The sequence below is a fragment of the Emergencia timonensis genome (genome assembly GCF_900086585.1).
Lineage (GTDB): Bacteria > Bacillota > Clostridia > Peptostreptococcales > Anaerovoracaceae > Senimuribacter > Senimuribacter timonensis.
In genome coordinates this window covers 68,734-91,129 of the sequence record NZ_FLKM01000008.1, presented here as the reverse complement: position 1 = coordinate 91,129, position 22,396 = coordinate 68,734, and the positions used below count along the sequence as shown (strand labels likewise).

Genomic DNA, 22,396 nt, shown 5'->3' with positions numbered 1-22,396 from the left:
GATACAGGTGAGGCGGACTGTGATATGATAGGACGTATTAGGAGGTGCGCTCATGAAAGATATAGAAACAAAAAGATTGGTTATAACAGAGGCCTGTGAGAAGGATATTGATACAATTATCATGCTGGAGTCCCATCCGGAAAATCGGGATTATTTGTGGATTGGCACTTATGAGGAGCATGTAGCGGAGATTGCAGATCCAAATCATCTTCTGCTGGTTTTTAGACGGAAAGAGGACGATGCTGTGGTAGGATATGCCTTGATCAGGTTGGACTTCAAGTCGTTTATTTTCGAACTGAGACGAATTGCAATTTCTGAGAAGGCCGTCGGATTTGGCAGAGAAGCCATGGAGGCGCTGCTGAAATTCGCTTTTGAGGAAACGGAGACGAACCGCTTCTGGCTGGACGTATATCCTGACAATTTAATCGGGATCAAACTTTATGAGAGCCTGGGTATGCATCGAGATGGGGTGCTGCGTCAGAACTATAAAGCAGAAAGAGGCTATCTGGATCAGATTATTTATTCCATGTTACGAAGGGAATATGAGGCGTTTTTTAGATAAATACGGCGGAAGCCGTATTTTTTCATAAAAATATCACAAAATATCTACGGATTGATGACTTCAAATTGTTGACAATCTGTGAAAAATATAGTACGATTACTAAAGATGTGACAGGCTGTTGTAGCTCAGTTGGTAGAGCACTTCCTTGGTAAGGAAGAGGTTCGGCAGTTCGAGTCTGCTCAACAGCTCCAAAAAATTTAATTTGTTATTTATTTAAAGGAGAAACGCAAAAATGGCAAAGCAAAAATTCGAGAGAAACAAACCGCATATCAATATCGGAACAATCGGTCACGTAGACCACGGAAAGACAACTCTGACAGCAGCGATCACGACGACACTGTATCAGAGATATGAACTGGGAGAGAAGGTAGCCTTCGACCAGATCGACAAGGCACCGGAAGAGAAGGAAAGAGGAATCACCATCTCCACAGCCCACGTAGAATATGAGACACCGAACAGACACTATGCCCACGTAGACTGCCCGGGACATGCCGACTATGTAAAGAACATGATCACAGGAGCAGCCCAGATGGACGGAGCGATCCTGGTAGTAGCAGCAACGGACGGACCGATGCCGCAGACAAGGGAGCACATCCTGCTGTCAAGACAGGTAGGCGTACCGTACATCGTGGTATTCCTGAACAAGTGCGACATGGTAGATGACGAGGAACTGCTGGACCTGGTAGAGATGGAAGTAAGGGAGCTGCTTTCCGAGTATGAATTCCCTGGAGACGACACACCGATCATCAGAGGTTCCGCGCTGAAGGCACTGGAAGATCCTGCAGGAGAATGGGGAGACAAGATCGTCGAGCTGTTCGAGGAGATCGACGCATACATCCCTGAACCTGAGAGAGCAAACGACAAGCCGTTCCTGATGCCTGTAGAGGACGTATTCTCCATCACAGGAAGAGGAACCGTAGCGACAGGAAGAGTCGAGAGAGGCGTGCTGAAGGTAGGAGAAGAAGTAGAGATCATCGGACTTTCAGAAGAGAAGAGAAGCGTAGTCGTAACAGGGCTGGAAATGTTCAGAAAGCTGTTAGACGAAGCAGAGACAGGAGATAACATCGGAGCACTGCTGAGAGGCGTGCAGAGGGATGAGATCGAAAGAGGACAGGTACTGGCAAAACCAGGAACCATCCATCCGCATACAAAGTTCAAGGGACAGGTATACGTACTGAAGAAAGAAGAAGGCGGAAGACATACGCCGTTCTTCAACGGATACAGACCGCAGTTCTACTTCAGAACGACAGACGTAACAGGAGACCTGCAGTTACCGGAAGGCACAGAGATGTGCATGCCTGGAGACAACGTAGTGATGGAGATCGCGCTGATCACACCGATCGCTATCGAGGAAGGGCTGAGATTCGCCATCAGAGAAGGCGGAAGAACAGTCGGATCCGGCGTAGTAACTGAGATCATCGAATAGGGAGACCTAGCCCGATATGACAAACATCAACAGGGACGCATGTGCGTCCCTGTTTTGATGTGCAGTCAGATTGCAGGCAGGTCCCCCGCGAGGAGTGCAGCGCTTCAGCGCGTGGCACTCTACGGCCATACTTGCTGAATCAGCCCGTGGCGTTGTTGCTGCGGGCTTTTCATTTCCTTGAAGCCCTAGCCCGATTTGTAGGTGCAAATCGATGGCAGGCCTCATGCGAGAAACTCCCAAATCTGTGATTTGGTGCGTTTTACCGCCACGTACCCCGTGTACGCTCCGGGACGCAAAGCCCTTGCGCCTAGCCACGGACTGATTTTTCTGCGTATTTCTGGTAATATAATAACAATAGGAAACCCGCGGGAAACCGCGGGTTTTGTTGTGGGCGGAACCAGGGTGATGCAGCAGGCCGTAACGGTGCGTGAGCAGTTACGCAGCAGGGCTTCCCCACGGGGCGCCTGCTTAACGGGAATCCGATTTTAGGATGATTCTGCGTAACTGACCTCAGATGGGGAGGAGCCGGTTACGCAAGCGAGAGTGCTGCCGCTCCCACTGCTTAACGATTTTGGCCATTTGGCACATTTCTGCGTAACCGGGGCAGGCATGGGAAGGTAGAATTACGCAGCAGGGCCTGTCTGAGTGCAGTGCTGCTTAACCGTTTAGGCATTTTTGGTGATTTCTGCGTAACGGATAGGGCACTCCTTCTATATGTGAGCACATATTACTTCGTGATTTTAATGAACCAAATCGTTTGTGAGGACACTATATAAGTGAAGGCCTTTATAATCTGGGAGGAGGACGGGATGAACGATTTTGAAAAACTATTTGAAGAGTACAGCGACTGTATCTATCGTTTCTGCTGCAATATAGCGGATAACCTCTATGAGGCGGAGGATCTGTTTCAGGATACGTTTTTGAAAGCGATGGAAATCGAAGCCAAAGTGATGGCGGCAGAAAATAAGAAAAGCTATCTGATTGGAATCGCCATAAAACTGGAAAAAAACAATCGGCGGAAAAAGGCCAGACATAAGGAAATTGCGCCAGAAGCCAGAGGGTTTGATCGAGAAAGCGATATCTTGGAAGCGGTCGCTATGGACGAAAAAAGTATAGAGGACAGCTTTATTGAAAAGGAGCAGATTGTACGAGTAAGAGAGAATTTGCAGGAGCTGGCCCCGTCGTATAAGATGATAGCTTCTCTCTATTATGGCGAATCCATGCCGATTAAAGAGATTGCGAGAATCGTAAAACTTCCTCAAGGTACGGTAAAAAGCCGCCTTTACAAAATCAGGGGGATGCTCCGAAAAGGATTGGAGGATTGAGAAGATGGACGAAAAGAAACAAGAAAAGCTGTTTAACGTAGCACTACGAGGAAATGCAAGAACACCGGAGTCCTGGGCAGAGAAAACAAGGGCACTGGCTGCACAAAATCGGACGCACACTAGTAAAAGATGGGCAGGCAGGCGGCTGATTGTTTTGCTCCTGATATTGGTGCTGGCTGTCCCAGCTGGCGTATACGCCGCGTTTAGGCTGCTGAGCCCCGCCGATGCCGCTTTGCTCATGGAACGAGAGGAACTGGCAAAAGTCTTTGATAAGGAGACGACAGACATTGTCACAAAAACTGACGGAGACTATACAGTGAGCCTTTTGGGGATGGTATCAGGGGGACAGCTAGATGCATTTGATCTTAACGCTGAGGATGCTGCGAAGCGAAATTACGTGGCGTTGGCCGTGCAGCGCAGTGATGGGAAACCGATAGAGGACTATGACGAACCAGGTATTTCGGTTTCACCACTGATCGAGGGATTTGACCCAATGCGTTGGAATGCGGCAGCCTTTGACAATAAATGGGAGAAACAGATTGTAGACGGCGTGCTTTACTGCATTGCAGACTGGACTGATATAGAGATGTTTGGCTATCGAAAGATGTATATCGCAGTAATGGAAGATAGTTTTCTGCCGTCGAGAGCACTTTTTCATTACAGTGAGAAGACGGGAACCATATCGGAAAACAAAGATTATGAAAAAGTGAACCTGCTCTTTGAAATCGAGGCGGATCAGAACAAAGTCAATCAAAAGGCTGCGGAGAAGTGGATTGCCGAGAAGGAAGCGAGACGGCAGGGCGACGATGCCAATGATGATACACTGTCGCTGGAAGTGGACAGTGTAAAAAAACAGGGTGTCACTTTTATGATCAAAGATGAGATGGGGGTCGTTACGGAAGGAGAATCTGAATATCCGATCAATATCTTCCTAAAGGGGGACGGCATCAAATCGGTGCAGTTAACCGCCAGCGCAGGGAAGCTTTTGGAGGCGGAAAGAATCACAAAAAAGGAATATGAACGACTGAGGGCGGAAATGAATAATAAGGATTCCCGGCGTCATATGGGATTGGACAGCTCTGAGGGTATCTATCGGGCTTGGCATTATGAAAACGCCGCTAAAACAATTCAAATCAATCATTCCCTTTTGACAGAAAAGATGTATCCAGAGGAAACTTTGCGCGGAATTGCAGAACTGCAGAAGATGAAAAATCTGGAAATAGAAATAACCGTGATAAAGAAAAATGGCAAAAGGGTTTCTGTAATTGCTGAAATAACTGCTGTGAATTGCGGCGATGCAGTGGATGTATTCAGGTTCAAATTCAAATAATCGGCGGGGAGGCTTACAAAAATGTAAGCCTCCAAAATCTTAATTTTTCTTCAGAACTATCGACAAAATTCTACATAAATAGTAAAATGTCATAGTTACAGTCAGTTGACTCAATAAAATAAAAATTAAGAGGATAATATGAGAAGTGATAAACATCATAAGAAAAATAAAGAGAGCAGCAGTCTGCATAAGTTTACAAAAGTATGGTCTATACTATATTTACTAGTGACAATTGCTTTTGCTGGTATTCTGGTTTATATGGATTTGCTGCCATTCAAATACCTTTGTATGGCTATTGGGATCATAGCGGTCCTCCTTTTGATTATTTTTCCGGCTATGTTTTTTAGAAACTTTAAGAAGTCGCGGAAGATCATCTCATTGGTGCTTTCCATACTGCTGATGCTGGCTTACGGCGCGGGCATTGTCTATATGAGCGGCACGATTGATTTCTTTTCTAAGATTACCAAAATTGGCGTGCAGATGGAAGAGTATTATGTCGTAGCGAGAAAAGACAGCGATTACAAAGACGAAAACAGCATTAAAGGGAAAACGGTACAGACTTATCTCAGCAATGAACTCAACTACTCAGAAGCTAAAAACAAACTGAAAGAGGTAGTTGATGTCAAATACGAGATGACCGAAAGTTTATCTGAACTTGCCGACGGGCTCATCGATCAGAGTTATGATACGATATTCGTCAGTGAAGCCCATTACACGACGATTTGCAGCGAGAAGAAAAATTTCAGAAGTGATACTAAAATTATATACACCGTGGAGGTGGAGAAAGAGACAAAAGATATCGTAAAAGATGTAAATGTGACGGAAGAGCCTTTCAACGTGTATATCAGTGGGCTGGATACGGAAGGCAGTATCAGCACGGTTTCGCGATCCGACGTGAATATGATTGTAACTGTCAATCCGAAAACCCACAAGGTGCTCCTGACTTCCATACCGAGAGATTATGAGATTAAGCTGCCAAGCAAACAAAATGTGCTGGACAAGCTGACTCATACGGGGCTCTACGGAATTGAAGAGACCATAGCCTCTGTAGAACAGCTGATGGGAATCGACATCAACTACTATGTGAAAGTGAACTATACGACGGTAACCAAGATGGTCGACGCTATCGGCGGTATCGATATCAATTCGGACTACGCTTTCACTACCCACGGAATGGGCGTATATTATGCATTTAACGAGGGTGAAAATCATTTGGATGGTTCGATGGCCTTAGCCTTTGCCCGGGAAAGAAAATCTTTTAGCGACGGGGATTTCCAAAGGAATAAAAATCAGCAGATCGTATTAGAAGGGGTCTTAAAGAAGGCGTTGTCCAGTACTACCATTCTGACAAAGTACACCAGTCTCCTCAATGCTGTGGAGGATAATGTTGAAATCAATATGTCTCAGAAAGACATGCAGAAACTGATCAAGATGCAGATGGACGGTATGCCGTCCTGGAATATTCAAAAACAGAGCATCACCGGTACGCCGGACAGTAAAATCTGTTTTTCAACAGGTGATTATTATGTGGCCGTCGTAGACGTAGATCAAAAAAGTGTGATCTCTGCCGTGGACAAAATCGTAGCCGTCATGGAAGGTGAAAAAAAATAATAAGAAAGTTAAAAAATCATTGACATTGACAGGCTGCTTTGGTACACTTAATAGGCAACTTTATGATTATTATGACAGAGCTGGGTCACTCCGGCTCTGAATTTTGAGTTTAAAAACGGAGGACAATCAAATGAGAGTAAAAGTTACATTAGCATGCACTGATTGCAAGCAGAGAAATTACAATACGATGAAGAACAAGAAAAATGATCCTGATCGTATCGAACTTAAGAAGTATTGCAAATTCTGCAAGAAAGAGACTCTTCACAAAGAGACAAAATAAGGAGAAATTTTTATGGCAAACAAAGACCAAGTAAAGAAAGCCACAGCGAAAGCGAAAAAGGGCGGCGGTGCCAAAGAATACTTCAAAGGCATCAAGCTCGAGATGAGCAAAGTTGTATGGCCTACAAAAAAAGAATTGGGATCTTTTACAGCTGTTGTAATTGCGACATGCGCTGTATTCGCACTGGGATTCTGGCTGATTGATACAGGCTTCTTGGCAGTTTTAAGAGAAGTGCTGGATATCAAACTAAACTAATTAAAGAAGAAGGTACGGAAAATGTCTGATATTGAAAACAACAATACGTTATCTCCATTAGAAGGAGAGGGTATTCGAGGTGATGGCCAGGCCAAGTGGTATGTAGTTCATACTTATTCGGGTCACGAAAACAAAGTAAAAGTGAATATCGAAAAGATGGTTGAGAACCGTGGCATGCAGGATTTGATTTTGGACATCATCGTGCCGACAGAAGACAGAGTCGAAATTAAAGACGGTCAGCGTAAGATAAAGACCAGGAAAATGTTTCCCGGTTATGTAATTATAAAGATGATTGTTACCAATGAATCCTGGTACCTCGTAAGAAATACGCAGGGTGTTACCGGGTTCGTAGGTCATGGCTCCGAACCGATTCCTCTGACAGATGAAGAAGTGGCTAGAATGGGAATCGAAAAAGTTTACATCGATCTGGATGTTGAAACTGGAGATACAGTACGTGTAATCAGCGGTCCTTTTGAGAGCTTCATGGGAGAGGTTCTCGAAATTAACAAAGAGAAACAGGTACTGACGGTCAAAGTTTCGATGTTCGGTAGAGATACGCCTGTAGAATTAGAATTCGGTCAGGTAGATAAACTATAGTCAATCTATAGAGAAAGGAGAAGAACAATGGCTAAGAAAGTTGAAGGTTATATCAAACTTCAGATAGCAGCCGGTAATGCTACTCCAGCACCTCCAGTTGGACCTGCACTAGGTCAGAAGGGTGTTAACATCATGGACTTCTGTAAGCAGTTCAATGCTAAGACTCAGGACCAGCCTGGTATGATTATTCCAGTAGTAATCACTGTTTATGCAGACAGATCATTTACATTTGTATGCAAGACACCGCCAGCAGCAGTTTTACTGAAGAAGGCAGCAGGATTAGATGCGGCTTCTGGAGAACCAAACAAAAAGAAAGTTGCTACTCTGACTTATGCGCAGGTAGAAGAAATTGCTAAGACAAAGATGCCAGACTTAAACGCAGCAACACTTGAAGCAGCTACAGACATGATCAAGGGAACTGCAAGAAGCATGGGAATCGTTGTTGAAGACTAATGAGATGGGAGACTGCCCGCCCGCGATAACTGATCTAAAGAGAGAGCGGGACGACGTCGCTAATACCACGAGGAGGTAGAAAGATATGCCAAAGAGAGGCAAGAATTACAAAGCAGCAGCTGAAAAATTCGATAAGTCACAGCTGCACGAAGTAACAGAAGCTATGAAATTAGTTTGTGAGACTTCAAGAGCGAAGTTTGACGAAACTGTAGAAGCACACGTTAGACTTGGCGTAGATGGAAGACACGCAGACCAGCAGGTTAGAGGTGCAATTGTACTTCCGCACGGAACTGGTAAGAGTGTAAAGGTTTTAGTATTTGCGAAAGGCCCTAAAGCTGAAGAGGCTGAGAAGGCTGGCGCTGACTACGTAGGAGCTGAAGACATGGCTCAGAGAATTCAGTCTGAGAACTGGTTCGACTTTGATGTAGTAGTCGCTACACCGGACATGATGGGTGTTGTCGGAAGACTGGGTAAGATATTAGGACCTAAGGGATTGATGCCAAACCCTAAATCAGGAACTGTAACGATGGATCTTGAAAAAGCGTTAGCCGATATCAAAGCTGGTAAAGTTGAGTATCGTCTTGACAAGCAGAACATCATCCATACACCAATCGGAAAGAGCTCATTCGGTCCAGAAAAGTTAGAAGAGAACTTCAAAGCTTTGATGGAAGCAATCGTAAAAGCAAAGCCTGCTACTGCAAAAGGTCAGTATCTGAAGAGCGTTACGCTTGCGTCAACAATGGGTCCTGGAGTAAAGGTTAATCCAGCGCTGATTGGCTAACAAAAACTTTATAACTTTGAGATTTAACCGTAGACAGCGGGTGCAGCGCGAAAGCGCAAGGCTTAATTCCCCGCCGAGGTACAATATATAGATATTGACCCTGTCTACCGTGACGGGGTTATTTTATTGAGTACCAGATTCGTAGATTGCCCTGACGCAATTTACAGAAAGGAGAACAGATTATGTCAGTAGAAGCAAAACAGCAAAAGCAAGTAATCATTGACGAAATAAAAGGTAAGCTAGAAAACGCGCAGTCAGCAGTTGTAATCGACTACATGGGAATTACAGTTGCAGAGGCTGACGCGATGAGAAAAAAGCTTCGTGAAGCAAATGTTGATTATACTGTTTACAAGAACACTTTAATCAAGAGAGCCATCGAAGGAACAGATTATGCTCCTCTAGCAGAGGTACTTGACGGACCGAGCGCTGTCGCAATTAGTACAGAAGACGCCACAGCTCCAGCAAGAACCTTAAATGGAATAATCAAAGAGTACAAAAAAATGGAATTCAAAGCAGGTGTCGTTGAAGGCACTTACTATGATAAGGCAGGTATTGAGCAGATTGCCGATATCCCTTCAAGAGATGTACTCATCGCGAAGTTCATGGGCAGCATCCAGTCACCAGTCAGCAAGTTCGTAAGAACTCTGCAGGCTATTGCTGATGATCAGCAGGATGGTGCAGAGGCGTAAGCCGGTTTGCCATTTCCGTCTGTCACATTGTTGGCTGCATTTATTTGCCGCCCAGTGACGACCGAAAATTTCTGCGCCGCATAGACCGGCGTGAAAACACGAAATTAAAATCCAAGATATAATTTAGAAAAAGGAGAAAAGAAAATGAATAAAGAGCAGATCATTGAAGCTATAAAAGCTATGTCAGTTTTAGAATTAAACGAATTAGTAAAAGCATGTGAAGAAGAATTCGGAGTATCAGCAGCAGCTCCAGTAGCAGTTGCAGGTGCAGCAGCAGGTGCAGCAGAAGAGGAACAGACTGAATTCACTGTAGTTCTTGCTGAAGTTGGTGCAGAAAAGATCAAGGTTATCAAAGCAGTTAGAGAAATCACTGGCCTGGGTCTGAAGGAAGCAAAAGCCGTTGTAGACGGAGCTCCTTCCCCAATCAAAGAAGGCGTTGAAAAAGGCGAAGCTGATGCTATCAAAGCGCAGCTGGAAGAAGTTGGAGCTAAGGTTGAACTGAAATAGTTCCCTTAAGTGACATCGGATTAAACAATCAAGCCAAACACCCTGTGCATTTGATGCACAGGGTGTTTTTATAGCTTCAGCCGCAATATAGAGTGGATCTTCATGAGAGCAAGAGACCGTTGGGGGAGAAGCTTGATCGGAAACTTCTGAGAAGTCTAAAATTGTATATGCTGGTTGGCGGCATGCCGCAGACTGTGAGTGAGTTCCCTGGGACCAATAATTTTAGAAAAGTAGATTTTGTATACCAAAGATCTGACAAAGAATCAGGATATCTTGATGCTGCCTGTGTATATGGTGCCCTTTCTTTGAAGACGAGTAAACCTTGGGATGATCAGATCAATCACAGGTACCTCATAAGGAAATAAAAACACATCTTGAGAATGGGTTCATTCAAAAGATGTGTCTGTCAGTTAAACTTTATTTTTCGTAGAATTCATGGAATTCACAGTTTAAGGCGGTGAGCTTCTCCATGACCCAAGGACGTTTTAATTGACCTGTTTTATCGATAGCATCCATAGATTTTTTCTCATTTTCCATGAGGAGGCTGACTTTCTGTAGCAGTTCCTCTGCCTCGTCAGGATTGATAAAGACAACACCGTCACCGTCCGCAACGACGATGTCGCCAGGGTTGACAATTCTTCCCCCACAGACTACCGGCGTATTGACTGTGCCAGGACCGTTCTTCCACGGGCCGTCGGGCGTTACGCCCTTTGCGTAGACAGGAAGCCCTGTGGCTGCAATGTCTTCCTTATCTCGTAGCGCTCCATCCACGATAATACCGCCGATGTTCTTTTTCAGCAGATAGTGTACCATGATTTCTCCAAAGATGGAACGGCTGGTGTCGCCGCCTGCGTCTATAACGATGATGTCACCCTCTTTTGCAAGATCCATCGCATAGTGGAACATCAGATTATCGCCCTCCGTCACTTTTACCGTAAGTGCTGGTCCGATAAGGCCGCTTTTTCCGATGGGTTTGATAGCAGCGTCTGCTGCCGCTTGTCTCCCCATACAATCATCCAGATTGGCAGCTGGGATGCCCCGGAACCTTTCTATCAGCTGCTTGTCCGGGCGTTTAAAATCCTTATATACAATACAGTTTACATTGCTCATTTTCTTACCTCCGAAGAACCATTGATTTTACAAATTGCAGCCCGCATTCTCTCGAGCGCTTCACGCAGATCTGCCTCGGCAGTGGCAAAAGACATGCGGATGCAGCGGCTGCCGCCCTTCCCGTAGGAATCGCCTGGAACTACGGCTACACGGGCTTCATCGAGGAGATAGTCTGCAATTTCAAAACTGTCTTTTTCGGCAAGATCGACTTTCGCCCAGGCGTAGAATGCGCCCTGAGGGACAAGACATGTGACTCCGGGAATGTCATTGAGTCCCTTGACAAAAAAGCCGCGGCGAGCATCGTAGCTTGCAACCATTCTTGCAATATCCTCTTGACAGTCTAATGCTGCAAGAGCCGCTTCCATGGAAAACTGGCTGAGACAGCTGATCGTATGCTGGCTGAGGATAGACATTTTACCGATGACTTCTTTTGGCGCACAGGCGTAACCTAAACGCCAGCCGGTCATCGCTGCAGCTTTTGAAAAGCCGTTGAGGGTGATCACTCTGTCGGCAATCTGCGGAAGAGAGGCCAGACTGACACTTTGTTTTTTGTCATAGGTGATGCGCTCGTAGATTTCATCAGAAATCAAGATCAGGTCATGGGTCAGGGCAAAATCAGCCAGGATCTCTGCTTCCTCTTGGGATAGGATGCAGCCGGTCGGATTGTTAGGGTAGTTGACGATGACCGCTCGTGTTTGCTTGGAAACCGCGCTATCCAAGGCTTCTCTCGTAATCTTGTAATGAGTCTCAAAAGAAAGCTCCACATTTACAGGAATTCCGCCGGCTGCCATGACGATTGGTCCGTAGGAGACCCACGCCGGGTTGAGAATCATAACCTCTTCCTCTTTACCGGGCGTAATGAAAGTGCGGATCGCTTCATATACAGCATATTTTCCTCCGGGAGTCAGGATGATATTTTCTTCGGATGCGTCAATGCCGTTTTCTTCGCACAGTTTTCTGGCAATGCGCTGGCGCAGAGCCGGAAGGCCGAGGGCTGCATTGTAGTGGGTATGGCCTTCTGCGATTCCGGCGATTCCGGCAATACGGGCAGCATCGGGCGTATCGAAGTCTGGTTCTCCTGTAGCCAGAGTAATGACGTCAATTCCCTCAGCTTTTAATCTCTTAGCCTTTTCACTGACGGCCAGAGATGCTGAAGGAGGGATAGTTAGCAATGTTTCATTGAATTTATAATTCATGGTTCTCCTCCTTATTCCTTTGTATGACTACAGTTTATATGAGAAAGCCTGTGACTGTCCAATGGAACCTTTGTCTATTAAATATGAATTCCCTTTCTATTTGAATTAGAAAACGTTTTTATATTTAATAGCGAAAATCTGACTTTTACAAGCGCGGCCATGTTCGCATATAATGAGCCATATAAAAGAAACGGATCAAACACTTAATGACAAAGGAGACAAAAATGGACTTAAAAAACAAATACACAGGAGGTTTTTACCTCGGTAAGATGGGGCCATGGATTCCTATTATTCTGATGGTTATCGGACTGATCGTGGGAACGAAGATCGGCGGCGGTGGAATCCTGCGGTTTTCGCTGATTACTTTCTTGGCCGTCATCGCAGGATTTTTTCTAACAAAGGACAAAAAGAATTTTGGAAAAGTCGCGATTTCCGGATTGACCAACAGCATGCTGGCAATTATCATCATCGCATTTCTGTCAGCAGGTGTTTTAGGACAGCTGCTGAGACAGAGCGGACTGATTGAAGCCCTGGTACATACTGCCGGCTCAGTAAATTTTGATGCTGGATTTCTTCCCTTAATCAGTTTCGTTATCTGTGCCATTATATCCACTTCCTGTGGAACGTCCTCAGGCAGCATCACTGCCATGGCACCAGTAATGCTGCCTCTGGCAGTCGGTATGGGATGCAGTCCAGGGCTTGTATGCGGCGCTATTATCAGTGGGGCGATTTTCGGGGACAATCTGGCCCCGATCTCAGATACCACCATCGGTTCGGCCTTGACACAGGAAGCGCAGGTGGGAGATGTGGTCAGAACGAGGCTGCCGTATTCTCTCATAGCAGGCGGAATTTCAGCTGTTCTCTTTGCTGTGCTGGGCAATGTAACGACTGCAAGCCGCAGCATGGAAGGCGTTGCCATAGAAGCCGATTTAAAGTCTCTTCTTCTTCTGGTTCTGCCAGTGATTATGATTATCATGATCAAAAAAGGTTTTGATCTGGTTGCGACACTGCTGGTCTGCGATGCGATGGGCATCGTGTTGAATCTGGTCCTGGGAACCATCAATTTGGACGCGATGCTTTCAAACGAAGGTCCGATCGTGGCGGGACTTTCCGGTATGATCAATCTGGTCATGTACTGCATCTTGCTATTTATCCTCCTGGAAATCCTCAATTGCAGCGGCGCCTTTGACGCATTGGTGCAAGGGCTGACGAAGAATTGCAAATCAGCTCGTTCTGCAGAACTGGTCTGTATGCTGGGTACGGCTGTGGGGACTGCGGCAGCAGGTGGAAGTTCGCCGGCAGTGCTGTTCTTTGGACCGATGGTGCGCAAAGTGACCAAGGACTTTGGGATCGAGCGAACCCGTGGAGCCAACATTTTGGACGGAACGGCCTGCGGGATTTGCTCCATCCTTCCTTATGGAACTCCGGTCATGCTGTGCCTGGGGTTCACTGCAGAAATTGCTGCAATTCCGGCTGATTTCGGGTACTTTGACATTGTGCCGTACAGTTTCCACGGAATTCTGCTTCTGGTGTTGTTTGTACTCAGCATCCTCACCGGTGTGGGAAGACGATACGTGAAAGACGGCGAAGCGTAAATATCTCAATCATAAAAAATCCTCCCCTGCTGCAGGGAGGATTTTGTCGTGTCAGCCGAAGTATTTTTTTACCAGGATTTTTAAGGTCTCCTCAGCCTCTTTGTGAAGAAACAAATAGAGAGGAAGAGTAAAATTGGTATCGGCCAGTTCATAGAAGTGAAAATCGGGTTCTTCTCGTAAGCGCCTTGCATGATTTTCGGGAAGAATACACCAGCCTTGCTCTGGCAGCGTTTTGACTAGGAGCGAGGGGGAATCCACATACATATGGAATGGCATATTGCCTCCGAACCAAGATTTGTAAAAGGCGGCACTGTCAGGGTTGTCCAAGGCGATGCCTTTTACCAAGACTGCTTTTGCAGAGTCCAATGTTCGGGGGTCAACAACGTCCGCGGGGCGGGCAGATTTTGATCGTTCCACCAGCGCCATGGGAGTGGAGTGAATCTCACGCACCAAAAGCTTAGGACTGTTTCTGTAGATGAAACCAAATCCGATATCGGCGTCTCTGTTTTCGATGACTGATGGAATGGCATCGGAGTTGTAAGTGCTGACCGATAACCGTGCTTTGCTGCTCTCTTCTGTAATCTGTGTATAGAGTTTGAAATACTGTTCGTGGACACTGGCCGGGGCAGCGATTCTGATCGTAGTGACTTCCGACAGGGTGCTGAAGGCAAGCGCTTTGCGGTACACCGCCTGCCATTCTCTGGCGATGGAAAGAAATTCTTCACCCTTTGCGGTAAGGCGGATGCTGGCGATTCCTTTGTTGCGCGTGACCAGAGTTACGCCCACCTCCTCTTCTAACGTCTTGAGCCGGTAACTCAATGCGGACTGAGATACGAATAGTGTATCTGCGGCTTTGGTAATATTCTTTAATTCTGCGATGGCGATAAATGCCTCAATTTGCTTATACTCCATTTCGATTCTCCCATTCGTATCGATATAAATTCATAGTACCATATAAGCGGCATGACCGCAAAAGAATTTCTTTTTTCCCAAGAGAAGTATAAGAAATGCTTAATATTACAATACTCGAATAAAGGGAATGGAAAAAATTTGCTAGTATTTTTTTAAAAAAGCTTGACTGTTTGACAAGCATATGGTATCATAATAGACTGCCACGCAAATGTAAACTGTTAAGATATAAGGAGTGATAAATATGCCAAAACCTATCAAAGTAGGTAGAAAAGAACGTATGACCTTCTCAAAGATCAATGAAGTCGGCGTGATGCCAAACTTGATTGAGATTCAGACCAGCTCATATGATTGGTTCATAAAAGAGGGTCTCCGAGAAGTTTTCGAAGACATCTCCCCTATTAGAGATTATGCGGATAATCTGATATTAGAATTTATAGATTACTCCCTTAATGATCCTCCGAAGTACGAGCAGGAGGAGTGTAAGGAAAGAGATGTAACATACGCAGCTCCACTAAAAGTCAGAGTAAGACTCGTTAATAAAGAAACAGGCGAAGTAAAGGAACAGGAAGTATTCATGGGAGATTTCCCTCTGATGACAGAGAAGGGAACTTTCATTTACAACGGAGCGGAGAGAGTTATCGTAACTCAGCTGGTTCGTTCACCTGGACCTTACTACAGCGTTGAAACTGATAAATCGAACAACAAATTATATTCAACACAGATTATCCCGAACAGAGGCGCTTGGCTGGAATATGAAACGGACTCTAACGAAATCATTTCTGTCAGGGTCGACAGAACCAGAAAGCAGCCTTTGACTACCCTTCTCAGGGCTTTAGGGATTGGATCTGATCAGGAAATCCTCGACATTTTCGGAGAGGACAGCAGACTGCTGAAAACTTTGGAAAAGGATGCGACAAACGACTACGAAAGCGGTCTAAAAGAAATCTACAAAAAGCTGAGACCAGGCGAACCACCGACAGTGGAAAGCGCTAAGTCCCTGCTTAATTCGTTGTTTTTTGATCCAAAGAGATACGACCTTGCAAAGGTGGGCAGATATAAATACAATAAGAAATTGGGTCTTTCCAATAGATTGGCAGAAGCAGTTGCAGCAGAGGATGTTATCGATCCTAATACTGGCGAGATTTTGGTGGAGGCAGACCAGAAGATCAGCCGTGAATTAGCAAGGCAAATTGAAGATGCAGGCGTGGAATTTGTAATGGCATATGGAAAAGACGACGAGAGTCGGGTTACGAAGGTAATCGGAAATAAATTTGTCGCCCTGAATCAGTATGTGGAATTTGACACGACCAATTTGAAAGTCGCAGACAAGGTATTCTACCCTGTCCTGATGGAAATTTTGGAGCAGTGTCAAGATGAAGATGAAATTAAAGAGATGCTGGTAGCGAGAAAACACGATTTGTCGCCAAAGCATATTCTTATGGAAGATATTATTGCGTCAGTCAGCTATATTCTGAATCTGAATTATGGAGTCGGAAATACCGACGACATTGACCATTTAGGAAATAGAAGACTTAGAACCGTTGGAGAATTGTTACAGAACCAGTTCAGAATTGGTCTTGCAAGAATGGAGAGAGTTGTCAAAGAGAGAATGACCATACAGGACATCGAAGTGACGACACCGCAGGCGCTGATGAACATCAGACCTGTAACGGCGGCCATCAAGGAATTCTTCGGAAGTTCCCAGCTGTCCCAGTTCATGGACCAGAATAATCCTCTTGCTGAGTTAACACACAAGAGGAGACTGTCCGCCCTGGGACCGGGAGGTCTCTCCAGAGAGAGAGCCGGTTTCGAAGTCAGAGACGTACACCAGTCCCACTATGGACGTATGTGCCCGATCGAGACGCCGGAAGGTCCGAACATCGGTCTGATCGGATCATTGACTACCTATGGTATCGTAGACGAGTATGGCTTCATCGAAACGCCGTACCGAGTCGTAGAAAAAGAAACAGGCCTTGTAACAAAGGAAATCAGATATATTACAGCTGATGAAGAAGAACTTCTCATTATCGCGCAGGCCAACGAGCCGCTGGATGAAGAAGGACATTTTATCAACGCAAAGGTTGCTGCCAGGGGTGTGGGCGGAGAAATCGCCATGTTCCCAAGAGAAGTGGTAGATATGATGGACGTATCGCCAAAGCAGGTAGTGTCCGTGGCGACAGCCATGATTCCATTCCTGGAAAACGACGACGCTAACCGTGCGCTGATGGGTTCTAACATGCAGCGTCAGGCTGTACCTCTGCTGGTAACGGAGGCGCCATACGTGGGAACAGGTATGGAATTTAAGGCTGCAAGAGACTCCGGTGTCGTAATATTGGCTAGTCATGCCGGAACCATTGAATTTGTCGATGCGGAAAGAATTGCAGTCAGAAGAGACGATAATAATGAATTAGACGAATATAAATTGCTCAAGTTCAAGAGATCCAACCAGGGTACCTGTATCAACCAGAGACCAATTGTTGGTCACGGCGAGCACGTAGAAGAAGGAGAAGTCATCGCTGACGGACCTTCTACAGAACTGGGTGAAATCGCCCTCGGAAAGAACCTTTTGATTGGATTCATGACTTGGGAAGGTTACAACTACGAGGACGCGATCATCCTCAACGAGAAACTTTTGATGAACGACGTTCTGACTTCTCTTCACATCGTAGAATATGAAGCAGAAGCGAGAGATACCAAGCTGGGACCAGAAGAAATCACCAGAGACATCCCGAACGTGGGTGACGATGCGCTGAAGGATCTGGACGAAGAAGGTATTATCAGAGTTGGTGCAGAGGTTGAATCCACAGACATTCTGGTAGGTAAGGTTACACCTAAGGGCGAGAACGACCTCAGCGCTGAGGAAAGACTGCTCCGTGCAATCTTTGGTGAAAAAGCCAGAGAGGTGAGAGACACTTCCCTGAGAGTTCCTCATGGAGAAACTGGAATCGTAGTCGATGTGAGAATTTTCTCCAGAGAAAACGGCGATGAGCTTCCTCCAGGCGTCAACAAATTAGTAAGATGTTATATTGCGACAAAGAGAAAAATCAATGTCGGTGATAAGATGGCCGGAAGACACGGTAACAAGGGTGTTATCTCCAGGATTCTGCCGGAAGAGGATATGCCGTTTATGGAAAATGGCGAATCTCTGCAGGTCATGCTGAATCCGCTGGGCGTACCTTCCCGAATGAACGTAGGGCAGGTATTGGAAGTACACCTGGGTCTGGCAGCCAAGAAGAAAGGCTGGTATATTGCGACGCCGGTATTCGACGGCGCGACGGAAAAAGACATCCGTGAACTTTTAGTAGATGTAGGATACTCAGAAACTGGAAAGCTGAATTTGAGAGACGGCAGAACCGGAGAATGGTTCGACAGCCCGGTAACTGTAGGCTACATGTATATGCTGAAACTTCACCATTTGGTTGATGATAAGATTCATGCCAGAAGTACCGGACCTTATTCTCTGGTAACGCAGCAGCCTCTCGGCGGTAAAGCCCAGTTTGGCGGGCAGCGTTTCGGAGAGATGGAAGTTTGGGCCCTGGAGGCTTATGGCGCGGCATACACTCTGCAGGAAATTCTCACAGTAAAGTCAGACGATATCGTGGGAAGAGTACAGACTTACGAAGCAATTGTAAAGGGTGAAAATATTCCTGAACCTGGAATTCCAGAATCCTTCAAGGTACTGATCAAAGAAATGCAGTCCCTTGCTTTGGACGTCAGAGTCCTGACTGAGGACAATGAGGAAATCCAGATTAAAGAAGTATCCGAATATGAGGATGTTTCCGGCATTGACGGAATCATGACCGTTGATACAGAGCTTGAGGAAAGCGAAGAAAAATTATTTGCAGAGGGCTTTACCGAAGAAACCCCCGACGATGACATGACGAGCAGTAACTTTGCAGATGATGAACAGTTATAAGAAAGGGGAGAAAATCTTTGACTGAGAATGTAAATAAAAATGCGAACAATTTCGAACTTAATAACTTCGAATCTTTACAGATCAAATTGGCCTCAACAGATAAGATTATGGAATGGTCCCACGGTGAAGTTACAAAACCGGAGACAATCAACTATAGGACTTTGAAGCCAGAAAAAGATGGTCTGTTCTGCGAAAAGATTTTTGGACCTATGAAGGACTGGGAATGTCATTGCGGAAAATACAAACGAATCAGATATAAAGGCATCGTCTGTGACCGATGCGGCGTAGAGGTGACAAAAGCAAAAGTAAGAAGAGAGAGAATGGGGCATATCAAGCTGGCCGCCCCAGTTTCTCATATCTGGTACTTCAAAGGAATCCCTTCCAGAATGGGACTCATTCTCGATATCACGCCGAGAAACCTGGAGAAAGTCCTTTACTTTGCTGCATACATCGTAACGGACCAAGGCGAGACTGATCTCGGATATAAAGAGATCCTCACAGAGCAGCAATATAGAGAAGCGAAAGACAAGTATGGAAGTGACTTTAAGGCTGCTATGGGGGCAGAGGCTGTGAGAGAACTGTTGTCACAGATTGACTTAGAAGCACTTTCAAAGGATCTGCGAGAGAAATTGAAGACAGCTACTGGCCAGAAGAAGATCAGAATCGTCAGAAGACTAGAAGTCGTCGAAGCGCTGAGACTGTCTGAGAACAAACCGGAGTGGATGATTCTTGAGGTCATCCCAGTCATACCGCCAGATCTGAGACCGATGGTTCAGTTGGACGGCGGCAGATTTGCGACTTCTGACCTCAACGACTTGTATAGAAGAGTGATCAACAGAAACAACAGATTGAACAGACTTCTCGAACTGGGCGCTCCTGACATTATCGTCAGAAATGAGAAGAGAATGCTGCAGGAAGCGGTAGACTCTTTGATTGACAATGGAAGAAGAGGCAGACCGGTTACAGGTCCTGGCTCCAGACCTCTGAAGTCATTGTCTGATATGCTGAAGGGTAAACAGGGAAGATTCAGACAGAACTTGCTGGGTAAGCGTGTTGACTACTCTGGCCGTTCTGTAATCGTAGTAGGACCAGAGCTGAAGTTCTTCCAGTGCGGTCTTCCTAAAAAGATGGCGCTTGAACTGTTTAAACCTTTCATCATGAAAGAGCTGGTGGAACAGGGTTATGCCCACAACATCAAAAATGCCAAGAGAATGGTCGAGAAGGTAAGACCGGAAGTATGGGACGTATTAGAGGGCGTTATCAAAGAGCATCCTGTCATGCTGAACCGTGCACCGACCTTGCATAGGCTGGGTATCCAGGCCTTTGAACCAGTATTGGTAGAGGGCAAAGCGATCAAGCTGCATCCATTGGTATGTACAGCGTTCAACGCCGACTTTGACGGAGACCAGATGGCCGTTCACGTACCGCTTTCTGTAGAGGCACAGGCAGAAGCCAGATTTCTGATGCTGTCCGTAAACAACATTTTGGCGCCGAAGGATGGCTCTCCGATTACGACACCGACGCAGGACATGATTCTGGGGGCATACTATCTGACGTATCCTGGAACATGCAAAAAAGTGGAAGTCGTTGACGGCAGAGAGAAAGTATTCTACGAGAGAGACGAGTTTAACGACAAAAAGTCAGCTGAAGCTTTCAGAGCCGCAGGTTTTGAGAGGGTGCCTGAAAAGGGCGACGGCAAGGTCTTTACAGATATTGACGAGATGCTGATGGCATATCAGGATGAAATCGTAGACATCCACGCCAAAGTCAAGGTGAGAATGTATCTGGATGAAAACGACAAGAGAGGAAGACTGGTAGAATCTACCGTAGGCAGATTCATCTACAACCAGCAGATTCCGCAGGATCTCGGTTTCGTCGACAGAAATATGGATCCATACTCACTGGAAGTCGATTTCTTATGCGACAAGAAGAAGCTGGGCGCGATTATCGACAAGTGTTACAAGACCCACGGAAATACTGGGACTGTCATCATGCTGGACTACATCAAAGACATGGGCTACCATTATTCGACAAAGGCCGCTGTGACCATCGGTATCGACGACATGAAGATTCCTGACAACAAGTGGGATATCGTCGCTGAATCACAGAAAGAAGTAGACAAATACGAAAAAGCTTACAGAATGGGTCTGATGTCCAATTCTGAAAGATATGATAAGGTTATTGAAATCTGGAACAAGACGACTGACGATGTAGCGGATGCTCTGATGGAGTCCTTGGAACCAAAGAACAATCTGAACATCATGGCGACATCCGGAGCCAGAGGTAGTAAGAACCAGATCAGACAGGTCGGAGGCATGCGTGGTCTGATGGCCAACGCAACTGGTAAGACCGTAGAAATTCCAATCAAGGCGAACTTCCGTGAAGGACTTTCCATCTTGGAGTACTTTATCTCCTCCAACGGTGCTCGTAAAGGTCTGGCCGATACAGCCCTTCGTACAGCTGACTCTGGTTATCTGACCAGAAGACTGGTTGACGTTTCTCATAACGTCATCGTCAGAGAATTTGACTGCGGAACCGATGAAGGTGTGGAAGTAAGAGCCTTTACCGATGGCAAAGAAGTCATTGAACCGCTCAATCAGCGTATTGCTGGCAGAACGGCTCTCGTGGATATCGTCAATCCGCAGACTGGTGAAGTCATCGTAGAGCAGGGTGAAGAAATCACCGATGAGCAGTCCATGGAAGTGGTAAACTGCGGCATCGAGTCCATTGCGATCAGATCTGTTATGACCTGCCACAGCAAAACGGGAATCTGTGCAAAATGCTACGGCAGAAACCTGGCAACGGGAGAGGAAGTTAACATCGGCGAATCAGTCGGTATCACTGCTGCACAATCCATCGGTGAACCGGGTACTCAGCTGACCATGAGAACCTTCCATACCGGAGGCGTAGCCGGATCCGACATCACCCACGGTCTTCCGAGAGTAGAGGAATTGTTCGAGGCCAGAAAGCCAAAGGGACTTGCCGAAATCTGTGAGGAGAACGGCAGAGTCATTGACATTCAGCCTAGATCAGACAACAAGACGGAAGTTACTGTCAGAAGTGACGAAGGAGAAGACAAGGTATATGTAGTTCCTTACGGTGCAAGACTTGCAGTCAAGAAAGACGACTACATCTATGCCGGCGGAAACATCACAAGTGGTCCGCTGAATCCGCATGACATCCTGAGACTTAACGGTGTTGAAGGTGTATACCAGTACCTGCTGAAGGAAGTTCAGCGTGTATATAAGAACCAGGGTGTAGACATCAACGACAAGCACGTTGAAGTAATTGTTAGCCAGATGCTTTCGAAGTTTAAAATTGAAGACGCAGGCGACACGACGTTGCTGCCGGGCGGATTATACAGCAAATTTGAAATCAAAGACGCAAACGAAGAAGCCCTTGCTGATGGCGGAGAAATCGCTAAAGGTAAGCAAATGCTTCTCGGTATTACAAAGGCGTCCCTGGCAACGAACTCCTTCCTGTCAGCAGCATCCTTCCAGGAAACTACAAGAGTCCTGACTGATGCGGCAATTAAGGGGAAAAACGACAAACTCATGGGTCTGAAAGAAAACGTTATTATCGGTAAGCTGATACCTGCCGGAACCGGAATGAAGAGATATAAGAACATCAATCTCGATTACGGTGTAAACGAAGAGTTTATGAGAGAGTACGAAAGATATCAGGAAGAGGATGACGAGCTGGACGAATATGCAGAGGAGGCTGTTGTTGAAGCGCGTGAAGACGAATACGAAGTGGAAACAGCCAGCGTCTTTGAGGTAAATGAACCTGAAATCGTAGAATTAGACTAATCGAGTGCAAGGCAATCACATAAAGAGTAAGAGGCGGATTTT

18 protein-coding genes, 1 tRNA gene and 1 other annotated feature are annotated in these 22,396 nt (G+C 45.9%); of the genes, 16 read left to right on the top strand and 3 right to left on the bottom strand.

The annotated features are described in order from the left end of the window. The first annotated feature begins 52 nt into the window (after window positions 1–52). The 13 genes from BN6539_RS01720 to rplL all read left to right on the top strand — a co-directional run bounded on the left by BN6539_RS01720 (window position 53) and on the right by rplL (window position 9,816). Entirely contained in the window at window positions 53–562 is a 510-nt protein-coding gene (locus BN6539_RS01720; RefSeq protein WP_067533026.1) for a GNAT family N-acetyltransferase, read from the top strand. A gap of 114 nt (window positions 563–676) precedes the next feature. Beyond that, window positions 677–753, top strand: a tRNA-Thr gene (locus BN6539_RS01715). Between the two features lie 41 nt (window positions 754–794). Then, window positions 795–1,988 (top strand): elongation factor Tu, encoded by a 1,194-nt coding sequence (tuf, locus tag BN6539_RS01710; RefSeq protein ID WP_067532960.1) that lies wholly within the window; start codon window positions 795–797, stop codon window positions 1,986–1,988. A gap of 809 nt (window positions 1,989–2,797) precedes the next feature. Continuing rightward, complete coding sequence (locus tag BN6539_RS01700; RefSeq protein WP_067533021.1) at window positions 2,798–3,313, top strand: RNA polymerase sigma factor; 516 nt, start codon at window positions 2,798–2,800, stop codon at window positions 3,311–3,313. A gap of 4 nt (window positions 3,314–3,317) precedes the next feature. Next, entirely contained in the window at window positions 3,318–4,643 is a 1,326-nt protein-coding gene (locus tag BN6539_RS01695) for a hypothetical protein (RefSeq protein WP_067533018.1), read from the top strand. Window positions 4,644–4,781: 138 nt separating this feature from the next. After that, window positions 4,782–6,254 (top strand): LCP family protein, encoded by a 1,473-nt coding sequence (locus BN6539_RS01690; RefSeq protein ID WP_067533015.1) that lies wholly within the window; start codon window positions 4,782–4,784, stop codon window positions 6,252–6,254. A 130-nt stretch (window positions 6,255–6,384) separates the two neighbouring features. Next, window positions 6,385–6,534 carry a 50S ribosomal protein L33 gene (gene rpmG / locus BN6539_RS01685; RefSeq protein WP_067533012.1) on the top strand — a complete coding sequence of 50 codons (150 nt, stop codon included), beginning with the start codon at window positions 6,385–6,387 and terminating at the stop codon, window positions 6,532–6,534. Between the two features lie 12 nt (window positions 6,535–6,546). Then, the gene (secE, locus tag BN6539_RS01680) at window positions 6,547–6,789 is read left to right on the top strand and encodes a preprotein translocase subunit SecE (protein ID WP_067533009.1); all 243 of its coding nucleotides are present in this window, start codon (window positions 6,547–6,549) and stop codon (window positions 6,787–6,789) included. A gap of 21 nt (window positions 6,790–6,810) precedes the next feature. Next, complete coding sequence (nusG, locus tag BN6539_RS01675) at window positions 6,811–7,386, top strand: transcription termination/antitermination protein NusG (protein WP_082907298.1); 576 nt, start codon at window positions 6,811–6,813, stop codon at window positions 7,384–7,386. Between the two features lie 27 nt (window positions 7,387–7,413). After that, window positions 7,414–7,839 carry a 50S ribosomal protein L11 gene (rplK, locus tag BN6539_RS01670; RefSeq protein WP_067533006.1) on the top strand — a complete coding sequence of 142 codons (426 nt, stop codon included), beginning with the start codon at window positions 7,414–7,416 and terminating at the stop codon, window positions 7,837–7,839. 85 nt (window positions 7,840–7,924) lie between these two features. Beyond that, window positions 7,925–8,620, top strand: a complete 696-nt coding sequence (gene rplA / locus BN6539_RS01665; RefSeq protein ID WP_067533002.1) for a 50S ribosomal protein L1 — start codon at window positions 7,925–7,927, stop codon at window positions 8,618–8,620. A 9-nt stretch (window positions 8,621–8,629) separates the two neighbouring features. Next, window positions 8,630–8,754, top strand: a sequence feature (ribosomal protein L10 leader region). A gap of 48 nt (window positions 8,755–8,802) precedes the next feature. Next, entirely contained in the window at window positions 8,803–9,309 is a 507-nt protein-coding gene (rplJ, locus tag BN6539_RS01660) for a 50S ribosomal protein L10 (protein ID WP_067532999.1), read from the top strand. Window positions 9,310–9,453: 144 nt separating this feature from the next. Further along, window positions 9,454–9,816: a 50S ribosomal protein L7/L12 gene (gene rplL / locus BN6539_RS01655; protein ID WP_067532996.1), complete on the top strand. Its 363-nt coding sequence runs from the start codon at window positions 9,454–9,456 to the stop codon at window positions 9,814–9,816. A gap of 417 nt (window positions 9,817–10,233) precedes the next feature. Here rplL and BN6539_RS01645 read toward each other — a convergent pair whose 3' ends face one another. Together BN6539_RS01645 and BN6539_RS01640 are read right to left on the bottom strand one after the other, a co-directional pair. Further along, the gene (locus BN6539_RS01645) at window positions 10,234–10,926 is read right to left on the bottom strand and encodes an RraA family protein (protein WP_067532990.1); all 693 of its coding nucleotides are present in this window, start codon (window positions 10,924–10,926) and stop codon (window positions 10,234–10,236) included. Beyond that, window positions 10,923–12,122, bottom strand: coding sequence for a pyridoxal phosphate-dependent aminotransferase (locus BN6539_RS01640; protein ID WP_067532987.1), 1,200 nt, complete (start codon window positions 12,120–12,122; stop codon window positions 10,923–10,925). The genes BN6539_RS01645 and BN6539_RS01640 overlap by 4 nt, the downstream gene beginning before the upstream one ends. Window positions 12,123–12,346: 224 nt before the next feature. On the opposite strand from BN6539_RS01640, the gene BN6539_RS01635 reads away from it, so the two are divergent. Beyond that, window positions 12,347–13,717 carry a Na+/H+ antiporter NhaC family protein gene (locus BN6539_RS01635; protein WP_067532984.1) on the top strand — a complete coding sequence of 457 codons (1,371 nt, stop codon included), beginning with the start codon at window positions 12,347–12,349 and terminating at the stop codon, window positions 13,715–13,717. Between the two features lie 51 nt (window positions 13,718–13,768). On the opposite strand, the gene BN6539_RS01630 is transcribed toward BN6539_RS01635, so the two are convergent. Beyond that, the gene (locus BN6539_RS01630) at window positions 13,769–14,629 is read right to left on the bottom strand and encodes a LysR family transcriptional regulator (RefSeq protein WP_067532980.1); all 861 of its coding nucleotides are present in this window, start codon (window positions 14,627–14,629) and stop codon (window positions 13,769–13,771) included. Window positions 14,630–14,870: 241 nt separating this feature from the next. Here BN6539_RS01630 and rpoB point away from each other — a divergent pair, with 241 nt between their 5' ends. Both rpoB and rpoC read left to right on the top strand, forming a co-directional pair. Next, a complete protein-coding gene (rpoB, locus tag BN6539_RS01625) occupies window positions 14,871–18,545 on the top strand; it encodes a DNA-directed RNA polymerase subunit beta (protein ID WP_067532977.1) in 3,675 nt (1,224 codons plus the stop codon). A 107-nt stretch (window positions 18,546–18,652) separates the two neighbouring features. Then, window positions 18,653–22,354: a DNA-directed RNA polymerase subunit beta' gene (gene rpoC / locus BN6539_RS01620; protein WP_242869397.1), complete on the top strand. Its 3,702-nt coding sequence runs from the start codon at window positions 18,653–18,655 to the stop codon at window positions 22,352–22,354. Window positions 22,355–22,396 lie beyond the last annotated feature (42 nt).

What these genes read in the sequence shown, in the direction of transcription:
- BN6539_RS01720 (WP_067533026.1), top strand. Translation starts at nt 53, where the DNA reads ATGAAAGATATAGAAACAAAAAGATTGGTTATAACAGAGGCCTGTGAG.
- tuf (WP_067532960.1), top strand. Translation starts at nt 795, where the DNA reads ATGGCAAAGCAAAAATTCGAGAGAAACAAACCGCATATCAATATCGGA.
- BN6539_RS01700 (WP_067533021.1), top strand. Translation starts at nt 2,798, where the DNA reads ATGAACGATTTTGAAAAACTATTTGAAGAGTACAGCGACTGTATCTAT.
- BN6539_RS01695 (WP_067533018.1), top strand. Translation starts at nt 3,318, where the DNA reads ATGGACGAAAAGAAACAAGAAAAGCTGTTTAACGTAGCACTACGAGGA.
- BN6539_RS01690 (WP_067533015.1), top strand. Translation starts at nt 4,782, where the DNA reads ATGAGAAGTGATAAACATCATAAGAAAAATAAAGAGAGCAGCAGTCTG.
- rpmG (WP_067533012.1), top strand. Translation starts at nt 6,385, where the DNA reads ATGAGAGTAAAAGTTACATTAGCATGCACTGATTGCAAGCAGAGAAAT.
- secE (WP_067533009.1), top strand. Translation starts at nt 6,547, where the DNA reads ATGGCAAACAAAGACCAAGTAAAGAAAGCCACAGCGAAAGCGAAAAAG.
- nusG (WP_082907298.1), top strand. Translation starts at nt 6,811, where the DNA reads ATGTCTGATATTGAAAACAACAATACGTTATCTCCATTAGAAGGAGAG.
- rplK (WP_067533006.1), top strand. Translation starts at nt 7,414, where the DNA reads ATGGCTAAGAAAGTTGAAGGTTATATCAAACTTCAGATAGCAGCCGGT.
- rplA (WP_067533002.1), top strand. Translation starts at nt 7,925, where the DNA reads ATGCCAAAGAGAGGCAAGAATTACAAAGCAGCAGCTGAAAAATTCGAT.
- rplJ (WP_067532999.1), top strand. Translation starts at nt 8,803, where the DNA reads ATGTCAGTAGAAGCAAAACAGCAAAAGCAAGTAATCATTGACGAAATA.
- rplL (WP_067532996.1), top strand. Translation starts at nt 9,454, where the DNA reads ATGAATAAAGAGCAGATCATTGAAGCTATAAAAGCTATGTCAGTTTTA.
- BN6539_RS01645 (WP_067532990.1), bottom strand. Translation starts at nt 10,926, where the DNA reads ATGAGCAATGTAAACTGTATTGTATATAAGGATTTTAAACGCCCGGAC.
- BN6539_RS01640 (WP_067532987.1), bottom strand. Translation starts at nt 12,122, where the DNA reads ATGAATTATAAATTCAATGAAACATTGCTAACTATCCCTCCTTCAGCA.
- BN6539_RS01635 (WP_067532984.1), top strand. Translation starts at nt 12,347, where the DNA reads ATGGACTTAAAAAACAAATACACAGGAGGTTTTTACCTCGGTAAGATG.
- BN6539_RS01630 (WP_067532980.1), bottom strand. Translation starts at nt 14,629, where the DNA reads ATGGAGTATAAGCAAATTGAGGCATTTATCGCCATCGCAGAATTAAAG.
- rpoB (WP_067532977.1), top strand. Translation starts at nt 14,871, where the DNA reads ATGCCAAAACCTATCAAAGTAGGTAGAAAAGAACGTATGACCTTCTCA.
- rpoC (WP_242869397.1), top strand. Translation starts at nt 18,653, where the DNA reads ATGGAATGGTCCCACGGTGAAGTTACAAAACCGGAGACAATCAACTAT.